This is a genomic window from Shewanella psychropiezotolerans, assembly GCF_007197555.1.
Lineage (GTDB): Bacteria > Pseudomonadota > Gammaproteobacteria > Enterobacterales > Shewanellaceae > Shewanella > Shewanella psychropiezotolerans.
On the sequence record NZ_CP041614.1, the window covers coordinates 1,229,650 to 1,248,291 of the forward strand.

16 protein-coding genes and 2 pseudogenes are annotated in these 18,642 nt (G+C 45.7%); 7 read left to right on the top strand and 11 right to left on the bottom strand.

Annotation, left to right across the window (positions count from 1 at the left end; genetic code table 11):
• Positions 1-145: 145 nt before the first annotated feature.
• Positions 146-478 (top strand): PBPRA1643 family SWIM/SEC-C metal-binding motif protein, encoded by a 333-nt coding sequence (locus FM037_RS05435; protein ID WP_144045161.1) that lies wholly within the window; start codon positions 146-148, stop codon positions 476-478.
• Between the two features lie 363 nt (positions 479-841).
• Here FM037_RS05435 and FM037_RS05440 read toward each other — a convergent pair whose 3' ends face one another.
• The 3 genes from FM037_RS05440 to rpiA form a co-directional block, all read right to left on the bottom strand.
• On the bottom strand, positions 842-1,873 hold the full coding sequence (locus FM037_RS05440) for a transposase (RefSeq protein ID WP_144045162.1): 1,032 nt from the start codon (positions 1,871-1,873) through the stop codon (positions 842-844).
• 111 nt (positions 1,874-1,984) lie between these two features.
• The gene (locus tag FM037_RS05445; protein ID WP_144045163.1) at positions 1,985-2,548 is read right to left on the bottom strand and encodes a hypothetical protein; all 564 of its coding nucleotides are present in this window, start codon (positions 2,546-2,548) and stop codon (positions 1,985-1,987) included.
• Between the two features lie 1,163 nt (positions 2,549-3,711).
• Positions 3,712-4,368 carry a ribose-5-phosphate isomerase RpiA gene (gene rpiA, locus FM037_RS05455; RefSeq protein ID WP_144045164.1) on the bottom strand — a complete coding sequence of 219 codons (657 nt, stop codon included), beginning with the start codon at positions 4,366-4,368 and terminating at the stop codon, positions 3,712-3,714.
• A 668-nt stretch (positions 4,369-5,036) separates the two neighbouring features.
• On the opposite strand from rpiA, the gene FM037_RS05460 reads away from it, so the two are divergent.
• Entirely contained in the window at positions 5,037-5,987 is a 951-nt protein-coding gene (locus FM037_RS05460; protein ID WP_144045165.1) for a DUF808 domain-containing protein, read from the top strand.
• 198 nt (positions 5,988-6,185) lie between these two features.
• Positions 6,186-6,845 carry a peptidylprolyl isomerase gene (locus tag FM037_RS05465; RefSeq protein ID WP_144045166.1) on the top strand — a complete coding sequence of 220 codons (660 nt, stop codon included), beginning with the start codon at positions 6,186-6,188 and terminating at the stop codon, positions 6,843-6,845.
• Positions 6,846-6,887: 42 nt separating this feature from the next.
• Here the strand turns inward: FM037_RS05465 and FM037_RS05470 are convergent, their stop codons facing one another.
• Positions 6,888-7,775: a LysR family transcriptional regulator gene (locus tag FM037_RS05470; RefSeq protein ID WP_144045167.1), complete on the bottom strand. Its 888-nt coding sequence runs from the start codon at positions 7,773-7,775 to the stop codon at positions 6,888-6,890.
• A 211-nt stretch (positions 7,776-7,986) separates the two neighbouring features.
• Between FM037_RS05470 and FM037_RS05475 the strand changes: the two genes are divergently transcribed.
• Both FM037_RS05475 and FM037_RS05480 read left to right on the top strand, forming a co-directional pair.
• The gene (locus FM037_RS05475) at positions 7,987-8,388 is read left to right on the top strand and encodes a CidA/LrgA family protein (protein ID WP_144048842.1); all 402 of its coding nucleotides are present in this window, start codon (positions 7,987-7,989) and stop codon (positions 8,386-8,388) included.
• Between the two features lie 3 nt (positions 8,389-8,391).
• A pseudogene (locus tag FM037_RS05480) lies at positions 8,392-9,098 on the top strand (LrgB family protein).
• Between the two features lie 60 nt (positions 9,099-9,158).
• Here the strand turns inward: FM037_RS05480 and FM037_RS05485 are convergent.
• The gene (locus FM037_RS05485; protein WP_144045168.1) at positions 9,159-9,593 is read right to left on the bottom strand and encodes a CBS domain-containing protein; all 435 of its coding nucleotides are present in this window, start codon (positions 9,591-9,593) and stop codon (positions 9,159-9,161) included.
• Positions 9,594-9,794: 201 nt separating this feature from the next.
• On the opposite strand from FM037_RS05485, the gene FM037_RS05490 reads away from it, so the two are divergent.
• Both FM037_RS05490 and FM037_RS05495 read left to right on the top strand, forming a co-directional pair.
• A complete protein-coding gene (locus FM037_RS05490) occupies positions 9,795-11,567 on the top strand; it encodes an alkaline phosphatase D family protein (protein WP_144045169.1) in 1,773 nt (590 codons plus the stop codon).
• A 387-nt stretch (positions 11,568-11,954) separates the two neighbouring features.
• On the top strand, positions 11,955-12,521 hold the full coding sequence (locus FM037_RS05495; protein WP_144045170.1) for a phosphoribosyltransferase: 567 nt from the start codon (positions 11,955-11,957) through the stop codon (positions 12,519-12,521).
• Between the two features lie 80 nt (positions 12,522-12,601).
• Here FM037_RS05495 and FM037_RS05500 read toward each other — a convergent pair whose 3' ends face one another.
• The 6 genes and pseudogenes from FM037_RS05500 to FM037_RS05525 form a co-directional block, all read right to left on the bottom strand.
• Positions 12,602-12,814, bottom strand: a complete 213-nt coding sequence (locus FM037_RS05500; RefSeq protein ID WP_144045171.1) for a hypothetical protein — start codon at positions 12,812-12,814, stop codon at positions 12,602-12,604.
• A gap of 262 nt (positions 12,815-13,076) precedes the next feature.
• Positions 13,077-15,701, bottom strand: coding sequence for an aminopeptidase N (pepN, locus tag FM037_RS05505; protein ID WP_229381096.1), 2,625 nt, complete (start codon positions 15,699-15,701; stop codon positions 13,077-13,079).
• 189 nt (positions 15,702-15,890) lie between these two features.
• A complete protein-coding gene (lpoB, locus tag FM037_RS05510) occupies positions 15,891-16,484 on the bottom strand; it encodes a penicillin-binding protein activator LpoB (protein ID WP_144045173.1) in 594 nt (197 codons plus the stop codon).
• A 22-nt stretch (positions 16,485-16,506) separates the two neighbouring features.
• A pseudogene (locus FM037_RS05515) lies at positions 16,507-17,873 on the bottom strand (COG3014 family protein).
• A 20-nt stretch (positions 17,874-17,893) separates the two neighbouring features.
• Complete coding sequence (gene def, locus FM037_RS05520; protein WP_144045174.1) at positions 17,894-18,394, bottom strand: peptide deformylase; 501 nt, start codon at positions 18,392-18,394, stop codon at positions 17,894-17,896.
• 29 nt (positions 18,395-18,423) lie between these two features.
• Positions 18,424-18,636, bottom strand: a complete 213-nt coding sequence (locus FM037_RS05525) for a SlyX family protein (protein ID WP_144045175.1) — start codon at positions 18,634-18,636, stop codon at positions 18,424-18,426.
• Positions 18,637-18,642 lie beyond the last annotated feature (6 nt).

The following is an 18,642-nucleotide window of genomic DNA, read 5'->3' on the forward strand; positions in this document are numbered from 1 at the left end:
TTTAATCATAATATTTTGTGGGGTTTCGTCAGGTTCTGACCCCTTTATCTGCTTTATCTGAGTTCCTTAATTCAACAGTCGACTATTTAACGTTTTACGTTATACTTCCGCGCTAAAATCTAGTATTTAATTAGCGGAGTTCATCGTGCACGATCTGTATTACAAAGGGCGTATCTACACCAGAGAAAATCATATAATAAGTGGTTATAATACTAAGCGTATCGTTAAGCTTGGTACAGAAAAGCAGCCATTATCGCTAGTGGTTAACAGTGATGAGAGAAAAAAAGAGGTAGTGGCGTTAGTTGCTGATAATGGATTATTTGCCGAGATTACTGTAGATAGTGCTATTGATGAAAATATCAATGATCTTAACGCGGTTATAAACAAGCCAACTACCACTAGGTTCGACAAAACCCCGAACCGTAATGATCCTTGTTTATGTGGCAGTGGTAAAAAATATAAAAAGTGTTGCGGCTAACAACATGCTATTTTTCCGTGAATCGACTTAATGTCATCGCAGGCGTTTGATAACCTAAACTGACATCTGCAATATCACCGAGTCGAAGCAATCCCGTACTGTTACCACCTAACCCGCCTTGGATATTCAGTGCTTTGATATCGTCAATGGATTTAAAAGTTGGTCGATTCTTTGAGCGACAAAGGGGTCGGAACGAATAAGGTCATCAGAGCCGAAATCGAAGCCCATCTAAATGTAAGGTTCGACCACCTAAAACCAGGTCATCCAATAAAGCCAGAATAATCAAGAGAGCTAAAAGCTAATGTGTTCTGACCCCTTTATCTCGATTTTAATGTAGGAGCTGCTTCAGCCGAGAAGATCTTGCTAAGGAGCGGGATGAAGTGCATTACTGCTGGCTTTTCCTTTACACCATAGCCCACAGTTATGCTGCTTTTTGAAAGCACACATAGCATCCCAACGACCACTCATACCACTGTATTGGCGGCGAAATTCTTTCGCTGAGGTAATCCAAGCCTCGGGCGCTATGCCAAGTTCATTGAGTAATTTAGGTTGGGTTGAGTCAATAAAACCTTTCTTATCAGGCCTAATGGCTCTGCCAGTCCAATCGATAAGTTGTAGGTAATCACAGAAATGAAATGGGATACCTGATTGAGTCGCTAGATGGGCAGCACCATCGAATTGGGCAAGTGGTTTGAGTGGCTCACTCGAAGTTGCTGCTGACTTATCATCATTTGGTTTAGTGTTTTTATCCGAGGTACTTAGCTCGGTAATGCGCTCCTGAATAGACGTATAATCAGATGCTTGAAGTGTGTTAGCAATCCCAGCTCTGATAGGGTTTAAATCAACATACATCATGCAGGCTAATAGTGCTTGTTCATCAAGCAGGGCTTGTGACTTAAAGCGCCCCTCCCAGAAAGCCCCTTTACATCCATCCTCACGATTGGCCCTACGCGCTATCTCTTCATTGAGGCACCTCATAAACCAAGAGATGCTGGATAGACGTTCGTGCCACTCAGCCAATAACCCATCGAGTAGTAACCGCTCATCCTCGATTAAGGTGTCGCCATTCATGTATTTAGTCGCTACATCATGTCCTTTCGTCACCTTACACCAAAGCTCAATTATCTCGCGGTTCGACAGCGAATTTGCTCTATCAAGGTCAATTTTCAGCACAAGATGATAGTGATTATTCATCACCGCATAGGCACAGACATCGATACAAAAGATAGCAGATAAAGCTTTAATTTTTTCGACAATCCAGCCGCGTCTATGCTCGAAACTCTTGCCTGTCAATTTATCCTCTCCGCAGAGGAAAGCCCTTCTAACACAACGATTTATTATGTGGTAAAACGGAGTCGATTCTGGGTCGATTAAGGTACGTCGAGCTGAAGTCATAGTCGCTATCCTGAACAAACTGAGTTGAGGTAACTTAAAGGTTAGTAGAGGATGCTCTAAAGCACAAAAGATATGGCTGTCCCGTCTTTTGTCTTTTTTTGTCTTTTTTTTCTACAACATGCATTTAGCTATGTATTTTTTGTTCCAAACGGGACCATTTACAAATGGACTCGCAACCGTCCATGGTGGAAAAATCTGTTTATAGGACAGATCAGGAATTCTGACATGATGTTCTTTAAATTCGCCATCTTTCAATACCACTTCTGCCGCCCAGAACTCTCGATAGCCAGGCATATTCTTATAATCAATGTCAACAAACTCAAACTCTGTTCCAGCGGGCACAGTCCCTATATATTCACCTTTCCCAATACCTGGTAAATTAGGGTCCCTATTTATGACATCATTCCAAAAATCTAAATCACCGATAACTTGCTCATGGGAATATGGTGTATTTTTATACTTGATGCTTTTACTTTTGTCAGTATAAGCTTGAATACCATAGCAAATATCTGCGCTACTACATCGATTTAATGAGTAAAGAAAGCTGTCTACATTAACTTTATAGCATTCCCCTATAAGGTCGCGGACGACATAGTCAATCTCCTCTTTTGTGTATGAAGCGCAAGACACCTGTATCAATATTAAAACCGTCATCATAAGTGATTTATACATCATGATTATTTACCTTCATAAAGCTAATGTGTTTTGATCCCTTTATCTTCTTGGACATAGCAAAAGATATGGCTGTCCTATCTTTTTACTCCGAGCAGTTGCATCTTCCCCTGTAACCTACGAAATGAAGAAGAGTACAATACCCTTGCGTAATCTCTCATTAAGCTATTACGGTGTTCTGATCGCCCATCACTATGTTCATGAACTCGGTATTCTAGCGGAGACAATAAAATTTCTTGTTGCTTTGCGTATTCAATTACATCTTGATCGTACATATTTCTCTCATTTATTATTGAATAGTGAATAGTGAATAGTGAATAGTGAATAGTGAATAGTGAATAGTGAATAGTGAATAGTGAATATGGCTTATAACAGCTGTATAGTGCACATGCGCACATATTTTATTAACGCGCATGCACAATTAATAAACCTATTATTTTGCAAAACGCGCATAGTATCTGGCTGGAAAATCAGGGTCAAAGTAAACGTTATCACTTGGTGCTTGGATGTGGTCACTGAGTAGACCTACAAGCTAATGATTGGCTTTTTCTTCCCTGAATGGCGTTCTCTTGTCGATGTAAGAGTTTGCCCTGCGTTTCCCTAACTGCACACACATTAACCTAGTTTGAGCGTGGGTTTCAACATCTCCATCACATATTTCTAATAGAAATATAAAACTCTATTTTTTTCCCTAGCTTTCTGTTCTTGTTCTTGTTCTTGTTCTGTTTTCTGTTTGGTTTATGGAGCTGTTTACGGCAGCGCAGGCTGCTTCTTTCTGCTTTTGTGTCGCTATAAATTCTGAGCAACAAAGGGCTCGTAGCGAATAAGGTCTACTCGAAATTATGAACCTATTTCAATGACGCCAACTAACATGGAAAATCTTCTTTTGAATAACCAAGTGTAGATTCGGCTGTGGACTTCGGTTTCAGGGATGAAACCGCAGAGCGTATAGGGACATATTTATAGCGTGTCACAGAAGCATCTGCACAACCCCGCTGGGAAGCGATAGATAACAATGAAGCTATGCCGTACAGCAAGCTTTCAAGTCCCATTTATCAAAAATGAAGACACAAAAAAGCCACCCGTTAAAAGAGTGGCTTAGCTAAACAAGTACCTAGGCTCTAGTACCTAGAAACCTAGTCACTTCTGAGAAGCAATAAAACGGTCTACTTAACCGTTTTAACACCCTCTGGTGTACCCACTAACAACACATCTGCACCGCGGTTAGCGAACAAACCGTTAGTCACTACGCCGACGATTTGATTGATCTGCTCTTCGAGCTCTTTTGGCTTCATGATCTTCATGTTGTACACATCTAAGATGATGTTGCCGTTGTCGGTGAGACAGCCTTCACGGTAAACCGGATCGCCGCCTAGCTTGACCAGTTGACGTGCCACGTATGAGCGAGCCATAGGGATCACTTCTACTGGCAGTGGAAACTCGCCTAAGATATCGACCTGCTTAGTGTTATCAACGATACAGATAAACTTTTCGGCTACGGCTGCGATGATCTTCTCACGAGTCAGCGCGGCGCCGCCGCCCTTGATCATGTCCATGCGTTCGTTGATCTCATCGGCACCATCGACATACACAGAAAGCTCATTGACAGAATTGAGATCGTAGACCGGAATACCCAGTGCTTTCATCTTTTCGGTAGACGCTGCAGAGCTAGATACAGCCCCTTCGATATCGGCCTTCATGGTCGCGAGAGCATCGATAAAGTGATTAACGGTAGAGCCAGTGCCGACGCCAACAATAGTATCTTTTTCAACGTATTGTAGCGCAGCCCAACCAGCGGCTTTCTTCATCTCATCTTGTGTCATGGTCGTTTCCTGTAAGGAGTTTTAAAATTCTGAGGTCATTATACCATTCCGAGTAAGTATCTGAACATTCAGCGGGAGTTCAAAGCGCTGTAGGCAAGGCGAATGTTTGAAGCTAATAGTTATTCTATATCGAGAACATTCAACGTAGCATAAAGGGCTTTGAAACCCGTACTGCGTGAGGCTCTCAGTGTTTCCACTTCTGCGTTACATTGACTTAAAAGGGAATAACCATTTCCTCATCAATGTGCCTTGAATTGAAAAAACTGAGAGTCTCTGAACTGACCAGATACTTATATGGAATGGTATTATACCCGAGCCACGTCAAAATGCTCGATTTGCTGAACCTAGAATTTTTATGTGGCTCGGGTAGTGATTTAAGCAAGAGTCGCGCACTTTATTGAAACTATAGTGTTATCAGTTGAATCAGTGACTATAAGCTTGAGGACTTTAAAGCTTCTTTATAGTCTTACAGCTTTCTTCGCCTTGTCTCTGCTTTTGTTTACAAATTAAGACAAGTTAATCTTTTGCCTGTGGTAAAAATCACTGCAAAAGAGTAACTTTAGCCCTTTGAAATTAAGTTTGGTTTAAGCATTTGACTGCTTAAGCAAGCATGTATCAAATCTGCACGGGTTTGCAGCATTTAGGATAGGGAAAGGGAAGGACTATTTATGGCTGGAGCTAGCCTGTTAACGCTTTTGGATGATATTGCCGCCATCTTGGATGATGTGGCCTTGATGAGTAAAGTTGCCGCCAAGAAGACCGCGGGGGTGCTGGGCGACGATCTAGCTCTCAATGCCCAACAAGTCTCAGGAGTCAGCGCCGATAGGGAGTTGCCGGTCGTCTGGGCTGTAGCCATGGGCTCCTTGCGTAATAAGTGCATCCTGGTGCCAGCAGCGCTATTGATCAGCGCCTTTATCCCTTGGGCTGTGACGCCTCTGCTGATGTTTGGCGGCCTGTTTCTCTGTTTCGAAGGCTTCGAGAAGCTGCATCACACCTATGAGAAACGAAAGAAGAAAGCCGCCGCTTTAGCCCAAGGCGGTGCGGCTCATGATGTGGATGATGAACTGCCGCACATTGATGATCTTGGAGAATACGAAGCCAAGAAGGTCAAAGGTGCCATTCGTACCGATTTCGTACTCTCAGCTGAGATTATCGCCATCACCTTAGGGGTCGTCGCCGAAAGTAGCTTTCTCACTCAAGTGGTGACGCTTTCTGTGATTGCTCTGGTGATGACCATAGGGGTTTACGGCTTGGTGGCTGCAATTGTCAAGATGGATGATGTTGGCTTGTACCTGAGCCTGAGAAAAGGCGCTAGTCTCTTGACTCGCTGCGGCCGTTGGCTTGGCGCAAAAATGGTTAATGCTGCTCCCTATTTAATGCGCGGACTGACCATAGTCGGCACCATAGCTATGTTTATGGTGGGAGGCGGAATTCTGACCCATGGCTTGCATTGGATCAGTGTACAGATTGAAACTGTCGCCGCTCTGGTTGATCAGCTCGCTATTATCGGGCCTGTATTATCATTTCTCACGCCTAGCTTACTCAATACTATTTTCGGTGTGATTGCCGGTGCATTAGCCTTGCTAGTTATGTCTGGTGTGCAAAAGCTTAGAACTTAGAACTTAGAACTTAGAACTTAGAACTTAGAACTTAGAACTTAGAACTTAGGCCTAACCCCAAGTTGCCTAGATGTTCTAATTTGTATCTCCTATTGTGCATAAGGTTAAATATTTGTAGGCTTTAACCTGTCTTAAAGTAGTCATTGTCTGGCCTACTAATGAAAATGCTAACGAGCCGGTAAGAAGATAGGGATATAGATGAACAAATTTGCAGTAAGTATAGCCTCAAGTTTAGTGTTGGCCGGCGTGTTAACCGCATGTGGCGGTGGTTCAGATGATTCGACGACACCGCCACCGATAACACCTCCGACTCCCACTCCCGAGTTAGCGCAAGATTATTGTTATACCATGAGCACTAGCATGGGGGACATTAGCTTGGCTATCGATGCGACTAATACCCCTATCACGGGAGAGAACTTCAAGCAGTATGTGGATACCGGCTTCTATGATGGCTTGATATTTCACCGGGTGATCCATCAATTTATGGTCCAAGGTGGCGGATTTAAATCTGGACCCATGTCGAAAGCGGGTAATGATCCTATTGTAAATGAGGCTGGCGTTGGGATTAGTAACCTGCGCGGCACTCTAGCCATGGCAAGAACCAGTGATCCGGATTCGGCCACATCGCAATTCTTTATTAACTCAGTAGATAATGCGTTTTTGGATAAAGCGAACTCGTCAGATGGTCATGGCTACGCTGTTTTTGGTCAGGTGATCGAGGGAATAGAAATTATCGATCAGATTGATATAGTAGATACTGCTAATGCAGTGACTGAATCTGGAGGGATCCTCACCGATGTCCCAGTGGAAGACATAGTAATTAATAGTATTGCTCAAATGGCTTGCCCAGCGACTTAATACCAAACGGTATAAGCTGTATCTCTGCCAAACAAGCCCCGTTTAAACGGGGCTTGTTTGTTTTATCATCTCAATCATAGCTTTCGCTGCAAAAGAGAGGGCTTGCTCCTTTCGCCAAAATAGCGACATTTTCCACCTTAAGTCTGAGCCGATAAGTGGCACCGAGACGACTCCGGCTACCCTGTGACGCTCGGCGATCATCTTAGGCAGTAACATATTGCCCGCACCTGCGGCGACTAAGGCGATACCAAATTCCGCCTGGCTTATTCGAGTGATATTTTTCGGTGTAAAGCCCGCTTGCTCACAGCTGTCTAAGACCATGCTATGGAGGGAGAATCCGGGTTCGAACATGATCTGTGGTTCTTCGGAGATCTGTTCGAGTCTAAGGGACTTCTCACTGGCTAGGACGTGATGTTTAGGCAAGATGACGACCATAGGCTCATCACGAACCAGAATGCCTTCGAACTCCTTGTTCAGCGCAATAATGCCTGTGGCTAGCTCTATCTCCCCCTTAATAAGTGCCTCTTTTTGTTCTACTGAACCACGGACTAATAGCTCCATTTCTATTTTAGGATAGGTGTCTCGGTACTTGGCGATAACCGGTGCGAAAAGCTCGGCGCTGCCCAATGGAGCCAGACCGAGTGTTAACTGACCCGAGGTTAGCCCGCGTTGAGCGGCGAGTTCATTGAGTAAGGCTTGCTTGTTAGCCAGTAAGGTTTGCCCATGACGGTAGACTAGCTCACCGGAGGGGGTGAGCTTGACTCGAGTCCCTCGCTTGCCGCGTTCGAGCAGAGTAACCTCAAGTTCATGTTCTAGTTGTTGAATCGCCTTGGATAGAGCGGGTTGAGTAATGTGGACTCTCTCGGAGGCTTTGGCAAAGCCACCCGAGTCGACTATCTCAATCAGATAACGAATAACGCGTAGATCCATTTGTATAACCTTAAGGAATGTATTCTATGATTAATATTCATTTTTTTTATTGAGAGTGCAAGCTTAAACTTGTACTCCTGCTAATGAATGAGTTTATTGACCTATGCCAGTTTCAAGAGCCACTCACCAGAGTGATACCAATTCCAGCTTCACTCGTGGGGATCACGCTAAGGTTGCTTTAGCGACTAAGAGCAATGGCAAGCTGAAACTCATGCTACAGACCTTGGTGCAGGTGAGTTTGTTTTGTCTATTGGCAGTCATCTGCGTACAAGCCGAGCAATACTTTAATTTGCCTATCCCCGGAAGCGTCATAGGTCTGGCCATAGTCCTGTTACTCTTGCTGACCAAGACCATTCCCGAACATAGGGTTAGCTTAGGCTCGGCCTGGTTGATCGCCGAGCTGCTACTGTTTTTTATTCCTCCAGTGGTCTCTGTGATTAAATATCAAAGCTTATTTGAGAATTATGGTGTTCAGCTGATCGTGATGTTAGTGCTGGGGACGGTATTCGTGCTGGTGGGGACAGGGTTTGTGGTTGACCGGGTCTTTCGTTTCGAGCGTAGAATGAATCGTCAGCGCGCTCAGGCTTTGCTGGCACCCGGTATGGAAGGTTAACGCATGTCTATTTTCGAAGGTACAGGCTCGGCCTTGGTAGGAATTTTTAGTTTAGTGATGACACTCGTGTGTTACTGGGGGCTAAATATGCCTATGCAAAATTTAAGTTCTGGTGGTTGTCGCCCATCATGCTGGCTCCGTTAGGGATTATCTCTCTGGTCTTGTTGCTGGATATTCCCTTACCTAGCTATTTTCACTTCAGTCATCTGCTGACCTTGATGTTGACGCCTGCGGTCATCGCTTTCGCTGTGCCTATCTATCGTGAGCGGCACTTAATTGCTAAATACCCACTCACGCTCTCTATTGGTGTGATCTTCGGCCTCCTCTTAGGCTTAATTTCGTCCTGGGGCCTGTCTAAGTTAGTTTCTCTGCCACCGGAACTCGCTCAGAGTGTGCTAGTCCGTTTCGTTTCTACGCCTTTTGCCATGGAAGCCACGTCGAGCTTTGGTGGTGTGCCTGAGTTGACGGCCATGTTGGTTTTGCTCACTGGGGTATTAGGCATGATAATTTGTGAGCCAATTTTTAGGCTGGCAAAAATCAACACATCCCTGGGCAAGGGCGCTGCGTTGGGCGCATCGGCTCACGGCGTCGGCGCCGCAAAAGCGTCTGAAATAGGAGAGGAGGAGGGGGTTGTCGCCAGTCTTACCATGATTTTTACCGGCATAGCTATGGTATTAACGGCCCCGCTATTTAGCTCTTTGTTTGTTTAGTTCGCTCTTTGCCTGTTTATGTCCTGGTTATTACCAAGTTAAGCCATTGCTGTGTGAAACTTAAGCTGCTTCAGGCTTTAGCTTTAGCAGCTTGGCGCACAGCTTCACAAAATCTGAAGAGGTGACTATACCTTCAACTTTGCCCTGAGCATTGATGACGGGTAAGCAGCCGAGTTTATTGTCGATAAAGTATTCTACCACTATGGGTAAAGGCTCATCGGCGGTGAGATGTTGATAATGCTTGTCCATGATACTTTCAACGGTTTGTGCCCGCTCTCGCCTGTCTAAGGCTCCACTGCCGTATTTATTGACTAGTGCCATCACGGTCGCAACCATCTTCTTATGGGTAAGAATGCCGACTAAACTTGAGTCTTGCTCAGAGATAACAGGAAGGTGCCTGACATTTCTATTGGTCATCAGAGCGTGAGCATCTTTTAAACTGGCCTGATCGCTGATACACACTACTTCCCTTGTCATTATATCTTGTACTTTCATCCACTTATCCTTATGTCTGATTGCAATTTAGAGTCGGGCTCAATCGCTTTGTCCCATTTAACACCCTGAGTAATATACCTCAATTATCTTTGTCTGCGCAGGTTTTCACCACATTAGACAATGTGTAGCACGAATGTAATAGTGGTGTTGCACAATACTCGTTAGACCTCTTACCACTTGTGCATTATAAGGATAATAATAATGAAACGGAGATTTACACGTCGGGATTTTTTGGAAATGTCGGCTAAAGGTGTGGGCGCAGCAGTTGTGTCATATGGCTTGATGGGCTGTAGTGACAGTAACGGCAGCAGTGATGATGCTGTTAAAGCTGAATTTTTACACGGTGTCGCCAGCGGTGATCCTAGCCATGATGCAATCATCTTGTGGACACGTGTGACCCCGGAAGTGGAAGGGGAGCTGACGGTTGCTTGGGAGCTTGCTACGGATACCGATTTCAGTAATTTAGTCACCAATGGTGAAACCACCACCAGTGCCGAGCGAGATTACACCATTAAGGTCGATGCAACCGGACTGGACGCCGGGACTCAGTATTTCTACCGTTTTAAGCAAGGGGAAGCCGTCTCAGAAGTGGGACGGGCGCTCACCTTGCCTCAAGGGGCCATAGATCAAGTTAAATTGGCGGTGCTCTCTTGCGCTAACTTTCCGGCAGGACACTTCAATGTGTATGCGCTAGCGGCTCAACAAGAGGGCTTGGATGCGGTTATCCATTTAGGGGACTATATCTATGAATATGCGCGCGGCGAGTATGCCAGCGAGCATGCTGCCGAACTGGGCCGTGAGGTTTTACCGGCTGGTGAGCTATTCACCTTAGGTGATTATCGTACCCGCTATGCGCAATATCGAACCGATCCCAGCCTGACGGGGCTGCATGCCAAGGTGCCCTTTATTACGGTATGGGACGACCATGAAGTCGCTAACGATACCTGGAAGGATGGCGCCGAGAATCATAACGAGGAAGACGGTGATTTCGATGCGAGAAAGCAGGGAGCCCTGCAAGCCTATTTCGAGTGGTTGCCCATCCGCCCCTGGCGTGAAGGCAATCATGAGGAGATCTATCGCTCCTTCAGTTTCGGGGATCTGGTCGATCTGCATATGTTAGACACGCGCGTCTTAGCTCGTGATAAGCCACTGGATTATGTCGATTATATCGATCCTGTGACCAAAGCCATGGATAGCCAGAAGTTTATGGCGGCAGTGACGGGGACTGAGCGAACCTTGCTGGGCACCGAGCAGCTGCAATGGTTACAATCTAGCCTGCTGACAGCGACAGGCAAGTGGCAAGTTCTGGGGCAGCAAGTCTTGATGGGTAGCATGATGCTACCGGCAGCGATAGCCATGCAGCAGCTTAGCGTGTCTGAGTTTGGTGAGCTGGCGGCCCTGGCGAAAATTGCCGCCCGTTGGGAGGCGAAAGATCCGACGGTGACGACATTTGAATATACCTTTCTTATCGAGAACCAACACAGGCTTACCCCTGAGGCCATGGCTTTGCTGCAGATGCCTGCGGTACCTTATAACTTAGATGCCTGGGATGGCTACGCCTATGAGCGTGAAGTGGTTCTGGCCACGGCTAAGTCTATAGGCTGTAACTTAGTGGTACTGGCAGGAGATACCCATAATGCCTGGGCAAATGAGCTTATGGACAGTCATGGTGACCCTGTGGGCGTGGAATTTGCGACCAGCTCGGTATCTTCTCCCGGACTCGAGTACTACCTGGGGATCCCGGAAGATCAGCAGGTGCAAACTGAAGCTGGGATCAAGGAGATGGTCGAGGGTCTTAAGTATACCAACTTAAGAGACAGAGGCTTTATGGTGCTCACCTTCACTGCCGAGCAGGTACGCAGTGACTGGCATTATGTCGATACCATACTTTCTGCAGATTTCAGCGAAGATATGAGTAAACAGCAAGCGTGTGTTTGTGCGATAGGGACGGCGCAAGTGGTGAGTGTCAGTTAGAGACTAATTCAAGAGTGTAAAACCTGAGCAGAACTTGGTAGTAAAAAATGAGCCACATCTAATAAGGTGTGGCTCATTTTTTTGATTGTTCTTTTTCGGTAGCACTGTTTCGATAGTATGCTGCTTTCAACCCCCCAGCTTTAATCTCTGAATTAGCCACTTCCTTGAGGCGATAAGCACAATAAATAGCGATTAGCGTCTAAGTTTTTATTTTAAATGAAGCATCAAATCTCATTTTAGTATAAAGTTTGGCCCCAAAATCTGGTAGGTGCCTACACTTTAACCTGTGATTATTTCACCGGTATAAAATAGCGCATATTCCGTCTTTGGAATAAGCGCTCTGCCTACCAAGTTGACCTAAATAAATAACAAGATGGGGATGGTCGAATGTCAGATAAGCACTTTATTACAGCACAGGGATTGCTTGAAGATTCATTTCGCCTGGCGGCGCAGGTTTATGAGAGCGGTTTTCGTCCGCAATTTATCGTCGGGATTTGGCGTGGTGGTGCACCTATAGGGATCGCGGTGCAGGAATATTTCGATTTTAAACAGGTTGAAACCGATCATATCGCGGTTCGTACCTCTTCTTACTATGGTATCGGCACCGACAAGCAGAATAAAAAAATCAAGGTTCATGGACTGCATTATATCGTCGAGAATGCCAACGCCGATGATGGTTTGCTGATTGTCGATGATGTGTTCGATTCTGGCCGCAGTATTCACGCACTCAAGGATAAGCTCAGTGAGTTGATGCGTTTGAATATGCCAAAAGATGTGCGTATTGCCTGCCCTTACTATAAGCCCAAGAATACTTCGGTACCGCTAAAGCCGGATTACTACATTCATGAGTCGGAAGAGTGGTTAGTCTTTCCTCATGAAGTCTCAGGGTTAACGCCTGAGGAGATCCTCGAAGGCAAAAGCGATCTGGCGAATATTAAAGAGCTTTTCGTTTAAGTAAGGCTCAGTATTCAGCTCAATAAATGAAACCAGTGCATATCCCTATGCACTGGTTTTTTGTTTTAATGGCTGGGAAGCTATAGCTTATCTATCTGTTCACCGAGTTGATATGATTTATCAGTGACTATGGTTTCGAGAGTCGCTACGCGATCTTGTAGTTTGACGAGTTCAGACTTAAGCGCATCGACTTCGCTGTTATCGACGCTGGTTTTTCTCTGGTTGTATTCTTTAAAGGCCTTTACACCGAATACGGCGACTATGGCTACTGTGATGACTTCAAATGGTCCCATATTTCTAATTCCCTTTGTGCTTTATCTGCAACTCTGCTTGAGCTGATTCTAATTGTTGGTATTTGTTGATTGTTAATCATGTCATAAGCATTGTAAGAGCAATCTCTATGCCATGACTAAATATTGATACTCATCAGTTAGTTAATCTTTTTGTATGCGAGTCCAATATCGAACGTTAGCGCTTCTTACTAAACATTAATGATATAAACCACACTCGTCCAGACCAAGTTAACCCCAGATCAGGTTAAATTCGCTCACTAGATTAGTTCAGCAAGCGCTCCTTAATGGCGACACATCTCAACTCACTCTGGTGTGTCTGTAATAAGGCTTTTCGAGTGGTAGCCGAGAGTCCATGTTGGGTATTGATGGTTTTTTCGAGTATGGCTATTCCTCCGTGGGTACATCGAGTCGGGATCAAATATCGGCCATAGAGTTTCATAAAACGGTCACTCTTTTGCTCGTCTACTCGGGTTAGCGACTCGAGTCTCTGCTCTGAGCTGGCAGAGCTTAATCTCTGTTGCTCTCTTGGATACAGGTGAGCCATGGCAATACTGAGCGTCGAAAATGGCAATTGGCTGTCATGTTGAATATGAGTCAACCAATAGCGTTTAATGCCGGCTTCGGGTCTGGATACCCGGGCCGCAATGGCGGAATTTTTTCCGCGCTGGCTCAGATCTGTACTTAGCTCTTGGTCTATCAGAGAGCGGCTGCCCAAATAGTCATAACGATTGAGTTGGGTGATGATGCTCCAGCGCATCTGTTGATCGATTTTCAATCCCTTGATACTAGAGTTTCCTGCCAGTAATTTAGCGAGGTGAGTCAAGGCATCCTGGCTGCGTGAAAACTGAATATATGCATTAAACCAGAGGCGTTGAATATCGGCGTTTTCACCATTGACCATGGTCTTTCTCAGGCTCATCTGCTCTAAGCCTTTCAGTGCCATCTGAATATAACTGCTGTGATTTGGCAGTATCTGCTCAAGATAGGCTTTACTCTGATTAAGCTTGATCAGCACCTGCTCCAGGATGGCTGAATCCTGCTCTTTGGGGAGATTAATGAAGACCACGCCTAAGTATTCATTTAATGCTAGTTCACCGTCAGATACGCTCTCCCACAGGCTCTGCCATAACATGGAACGCAACTGAGGTTCACTGACCATATTCAGGTGTTGCTTCACCGTCTCGAGTGAGCGCTCATCCAGGTTCACTTTCACGTAGCCTGAATCGAGATAGTTAGGATAGACAAGGTCGGGACATCGAGTGCCGTTTAACTGCTTAACTGGTGTCTTCTCCCCCTTGTAGGTTAGCGAAATAGTGCGGACTCTGTGAAGCTCATTTCTTCCCTTGGTAAACAGTGCCAGTGTTATCTTCTGCTCCCTCAGAGTTGGGCTTTGCTCGCTGGCTGGAAATTGTAGGAGGGAAAACTCACTAATGCGGTTATTTTTACAGGTAAACTCCGCCCTTAGGGTATTAACACCGGGTGTTAAGAGCCAGTTTTGCTGCCATTGAGTCAGGTCACGTTTGGCGTTGATACTCTGACTGGCGAAAAAGTCGGTTGGGCTGGCACTCAGATAGGCAAATTTTTCCAGATAGCTTTTCAGGCCGAGTCTGAAATCTGATTCGCCGATCAATTGCTCGAGTCCCAGTAAACTCGCCTCTCCCTTAAAGACGCCGACAGAAGGTAGTCCGGATCCATAAACATGATTGGCGAATAGCACATCATCCATATAAGCCCTGGATTTTATCGGGTCATAGAACTGCTTCGATTCTTGAGGGCCGTAGCCAAGTTGAGCCAAGGTTTTGTTGGTTATCAGCGAGCGTAAACTCATATTCAGCCAGCTTTCGTCCCACCAGTTCATGGTAATGAGCGCGCCAAACCATTGGGCGGAGAGGCCGGTCATGCTGGTTACTGCGATGCGTTTTTGCTGCTCTTGCGGGGAGAGTCCTGCAAAGAGAACGATATTTTCATCTATGCTGGTGACTGCTGCGCTGGCGAGTGAGTCGTTATTGGTCAGAGTCGGGCTAAGCAGCAGATCGAACTTGTTGAACGGGTAGGGAGTCTGTAAATACTCCCTCATAAAGTGGAGCCCTTTATCGATATCTTCAAACCAGACTTGTGGGGAGATGTCGTCTGCGATAGCTTGCCTGGCAAACAAGCGAATGGGGTAGCTTGATTTAGCACTGTCATCTTGCCAGACGCGATAGGCACCCGCGTGCAGGGAAAACATATGCGGGCTCAATATTGGGCTAGTGGGAAATTGCCACTGGTTTGACTCGGATGAGTCTATGACACTCTGCTCTTTGACTGAGCTGATGACCACCCAGTCTTTGGGCACTGTGACATTCAGGCTATAACTGGCCTTAAGATCGGGTTGATCGAACGAGGGAAACATCATGCTGGCGGCATTGGGGGAGAAGTTCGATTCAAGATAGACGTTAGCATCGGTTGGGTCCACGAAGCGGACTAAGCCCATGCCATTGTTGCCATAATTCTGCGTGTAACTGATCTCCACCGTGTTACTGCCTGGCACCAAGAGACTTGGGCTCAAGATAAAGGCCTTACCGTTATAGCTGGGGTAAATTTTGTGACCATTAATGGTAAACGATTTTATGTCGGCCCGGAGCAGGTCTAAGGAGAGCGGCGTACTGGTATCGGCTAGCTGAAAGTTAACTTGTGTGCTGCCACTGAAGTGCTCTGCTTGAGTTAAATCCAGGGTTATTTGATAGCTGACTTCTGCGATACGGGCACGACGAGACTGGGCTAAGGCTAGCTTAGCGGCAGAGGAGTTGAGTGAAACACTATCGTGAACCTTAGGTTGGCTGGTGCTGTTACATGAGATGAGCAGTAGTGAGACAAGGCAGAGCAGACAGACACGCAGTAGATTCACAGCTTGATTCCCGGCAGTTGAATGGTGAGTAGCAGTTGAGTGGCGAGTGGCAACACTAACCGATTTCTTAACCGAGTGCGATAGTAATACAAGGGAATGACTTTTTGTTAGAGAGAGAGAGGGTATAAAAAATGCCAGTCATCTAGACTGGCATTTTTATCATTCTGCAAGTTAGCAGTTTAGGCTAAATTACATTCCTAGGAATGACTTAGACTTAACCTTGCGGATCTCTTTTTCATCCGACCATTCGATGAGGCCAGTTTCGAGATCCATCAGACGCATGGTCATCTTGTAGTAAACATCTTTAGTGCTGCCAGACTGCTTTACTATGCTGGAAAGGTTGCCGTAAAGCATGTACTGAGCGCCGATCTGACGACCGAAGCTGATGGCGGTAGATGGGTCAACCATACCGGCATTGTTCTGGTAGTCCAGCTGCTTACGCACCGCGTCGACCTTGGTCATATCGATAAAACGGAACTTACCCGAGCGTAGTAACTTGTTGCTGATCGAGTCTGTTACCGATTCTGTATCGATATGCTCTGAAGTCTTGTTCTTGATCTTATCGACGAACATGATGGGACGGTCGTTTACTGTCATCGCCACGATAGGTGGGAAAGTCAGCATGCTATCAACCATTTTAGCCGTGATGGCTTGAAGATCTGAAGAACCGAAGTTTTCATTGACCGTTTCCACCTCAGTGGCGTCTCCATATTCGACTTTTGATTGACAACCAGCCAGTCCGACTGCGACTGCTAGCATAAAAATGACTTTAAAATTTTTCATAGTGGCTTCCATTAAATGTGTATTAGATGATTATTGAATAAAAACGTGTGTGATTACCAGTGTCTATTACCCAAACTAAGGTAGTTCTACCGCTCTTTACTTCTATCTCTTGGCTCGGTGAATTATCAAGCTTGAGTGAGTAACTACCATTTTTGAGGTAAGTTCTGGCAATTTGTGCCTGTTTGGGCAAGGTAAGCCAGCTGCGTCTGTCGGCTTGCTCCGTCACTACGTTGAATATCTGCATGGCGATGGCGGCAATATCGGTTTCGTTATGTCTCTTCTTGCTGCTGCTCTCTACGCTTCTGGCCATCTCAGACTTGGCATAAACTCTGGCTGCTTGCCTCATTAAGGCGGCCGGGAGATCTTCCTTCAGGGCCGTGATTGCCAGTGCGTCTATATTGGCGATGGGAGCCGCGGTTAGGGTCTTTCCTAAGCCGTTTATCTTACCTTTTGAAACAGCACGAGAATTTGAAGTATAGGTGGCTAGTGAGGCGGTCTGCCAGTTTCCATGAATAGTGAATGGAACCGTTATACTCTTCTTTTCAGGGACAAAGCCACGTTCGAGCAGGACGATGACTTGGCCTTCCTCCTTCTTTTGGGTCTTAGATTTTCCCCATCTACGTTCAAACTCCTCCTGTTGAGGCATGGAGAGCTGTGTCGCTAAACGGACAAGATCTTGTTGCAGATAGGGGTTGTCAGGGGTAATTTGCGCGGCTTTACGGTAATCGATAAACGCATCGTTGGGCTCGCCTAAAATTTCATGTAACAGACCTGTGGTGTAGTAACTGTAGGCATTTAAGAAGGAGCTGGTGACTGTGCCCGCGGCCTTGCCTAGTTTATTCACTTCGGCATCTATGGTGCCGTTCGCCATGGATTGAACAGATTTCTGCGATTTTTGATATCTGGCCTGCTCTGAGCTTTGCAGCTGGTTACTGCGCCTGACTTCTACTAAGGCTCCTTCTCGATCGCCACTGAACAGGTAGTTTAGCGCCTGATATTGGTGCAACATCACACGCTCATAACCTGGCCCGCGATAGGGGATCACATTGTCGTTAATAAGAAGACTGCTGGCGGTGGCGCCAATGTCGGTGACACTCAGGGTCGCTTTATCATCAAACTTAAGATAGGCAGACACGGCTTGTTGATAGTAATTTTTACTCGCCTCGAAATCCCCACTGATCTGAGCGACCCGCCCAGCCTCTTGGGCATAGAGCAGGCCATCTGCGCCGGAGATATTCGATGCCACATCTTGAACCCCTTTCATGGGGTATTAGTGTTGAGCTGGGCTTTTACCGGGGCAATTTGCGACGGATAATTGATGAAAATGCTGTTAAATGCACAACCAGATAGGCTGAGAGTCAACAGAGGGATTAATAGCCAATGTTTCATTGTGCTCTTTATGGTACTTTTCATCGTACAGCCTCATTGAGGCTATTACTGGCTTGCATAGCGCTCCTTTCAATCAAGGTGATACCTTGAAGATGATCATATTCGTGTTGAAAAATCCGGGCAATAAAGCCCGTTAAGGTCTGATGATGCTCTAGGCCATTAAGATCTTGAAAACTAACTTCAACCCATTCATGTCTCAAGATAGTGAATCTTTGTTCTGCGATGGACAAACAGCCTTCCTCACCGGATATTTTTTCATCCGAACAAACAATAATTTTAGGGTTAACTACTATGCTTGGTTCGATAAAAGGGGCGTCTGGATATCGCTCATTGGGTCTGGAAGCCATGATAAACAGTGATAGGCTTTGATTAACCTGAGGCGCTGCTATGCCCACACCTTTGGCCTGTAGCATAGTGTCGAGCATATCATTGGCAAGTTGCATTAATGCCGGTGAAAACTCTATCACCTTTTGTGCTTGTCTATTAAGTATGGACTCACCAACTTGAGCTATGGCTAACATCTTGATCCTTCAATTTTTTGCTGTCATATTTAATAGTGAGGTGGCGGGCTCTCATCTGACTGACTTACTATGTTACTCGGTTCTGCGGTTTGTAATTTACTGACTAAGAGTCGTATTGCTTGCTGCTGATCAGATAGCAGATCATTTAACTTGATCACTTGCTGATTAAGATCTTCTATGGTGGCATCCTGAAATGCCAGTTTCATCTCAAGATCTTCGACTCTCTGTTCTAATTGTTCCATTTTTAC

What these genes read in the sequence shown, in the direction of transcription:
- FM037_RS05490 (WP_144045169.1), top strand. Translation starts at nt 9,795, where the DNA reads ATGAAACGGAGATTTACACGTCGGGATTTTTTGGAAATGTCGGCTAAA.
- FM037_RS05525 (WP_144045175.1), bottom strand. Translation starts at nt 18,636, where the DNA reads ATGGAACAATTAGAACAGAGAGTCGAAGATCTTGAGATGAAACTGGCA.
- FM037_RS05440 (WP_144045162.1), bottom strand. Translation starts at nt 1,873, where the DNA reads ATGACTTCAGCTCGACGTACCTTAATCGACCCAGAATCGACTCCGTTT.
- FM037_RS05495 (WP_144045170.1), top strand. Translation starts at nt 11,955, where the DNA reads ATGTCAGATAAGCACTTTATTACAGCACAGGGATTGCTTGAAGATTCA.
- lpoB (WP_144045173.1), bottom strand. Translation starts at nt 16,484, where the DNA reads ATGAAAAATTTTAAAGTCATTTTTATGCTAGCAGTCGCAGTCGGACTG.
- FM037_RS05470 (WP_144045167.1), bottom strand. Translation starts at nt 7,775, where the DNA reads ATGGATCTACGCGTTATTCGTTATCTGATTGAGATAGTCGACTCGGGT.
- FM037_RS05500 (WP_144045171.1), bottom strand. Translation starts at nt 12,814, where the DNA reads ATGGGACCATTTGAAGTCATCACAGTAGCCATAGTCGCCGTATTCGGT.
- rpiA (WP_144045164.1), bottom strand. Translation starts at nt 4,368, where the DNA reads ATGACACAAGATGAGATGAAGAAAGCCGCTGGTTGGGCTGCGCTACAA.
- FM037_RS05485 (WP_144045168.1), bottom strand. Translation starts at nt 9,593, where the DNA reads ATGAAAGTACAAGATATAATGACAAGGGAAGTAGTGTGTATCAGCGAT.
- FM037_RS05460 (WP_144045165.1), top strand. Translation starts at nt 5,037, where the DNA reads ATGGCTGGAGCTAGCCTGTTAACGCTTTTGGATGATATTGCCGCCATC.
- def (WP_144045174.1), bottom strand. Translation starts at nt 18,394, where the DNA reads ATGTTAGCCATAGCTCAAGTTGGTGAGTCCATACTTAATAGACAAGCA.
- FM037_RS05475 (WP_144048842.1), top strand. Translation starts at nt 7,987, where the DNA reads ATGCTACAGACCTTGGTGCAGGTGAGTTTGTTTTGTCTATTGGCAGTC.
- FM037_RS05445 (WP_144045163.1), bottom strand. Translation starts at nt 2,548, where the DNA reads ATGATGTATAAATCACTTATGATGACGGTTTTAATATTGATACAGGTG.
- FM037_RS05465 (WP_144045166.1), top strand. Translation starts at nt 6,186, where the DNA reads ATGAACAAATTTGCAGTAAGTATAGCCTCAAGTTTAGTGTTGGCCGGC.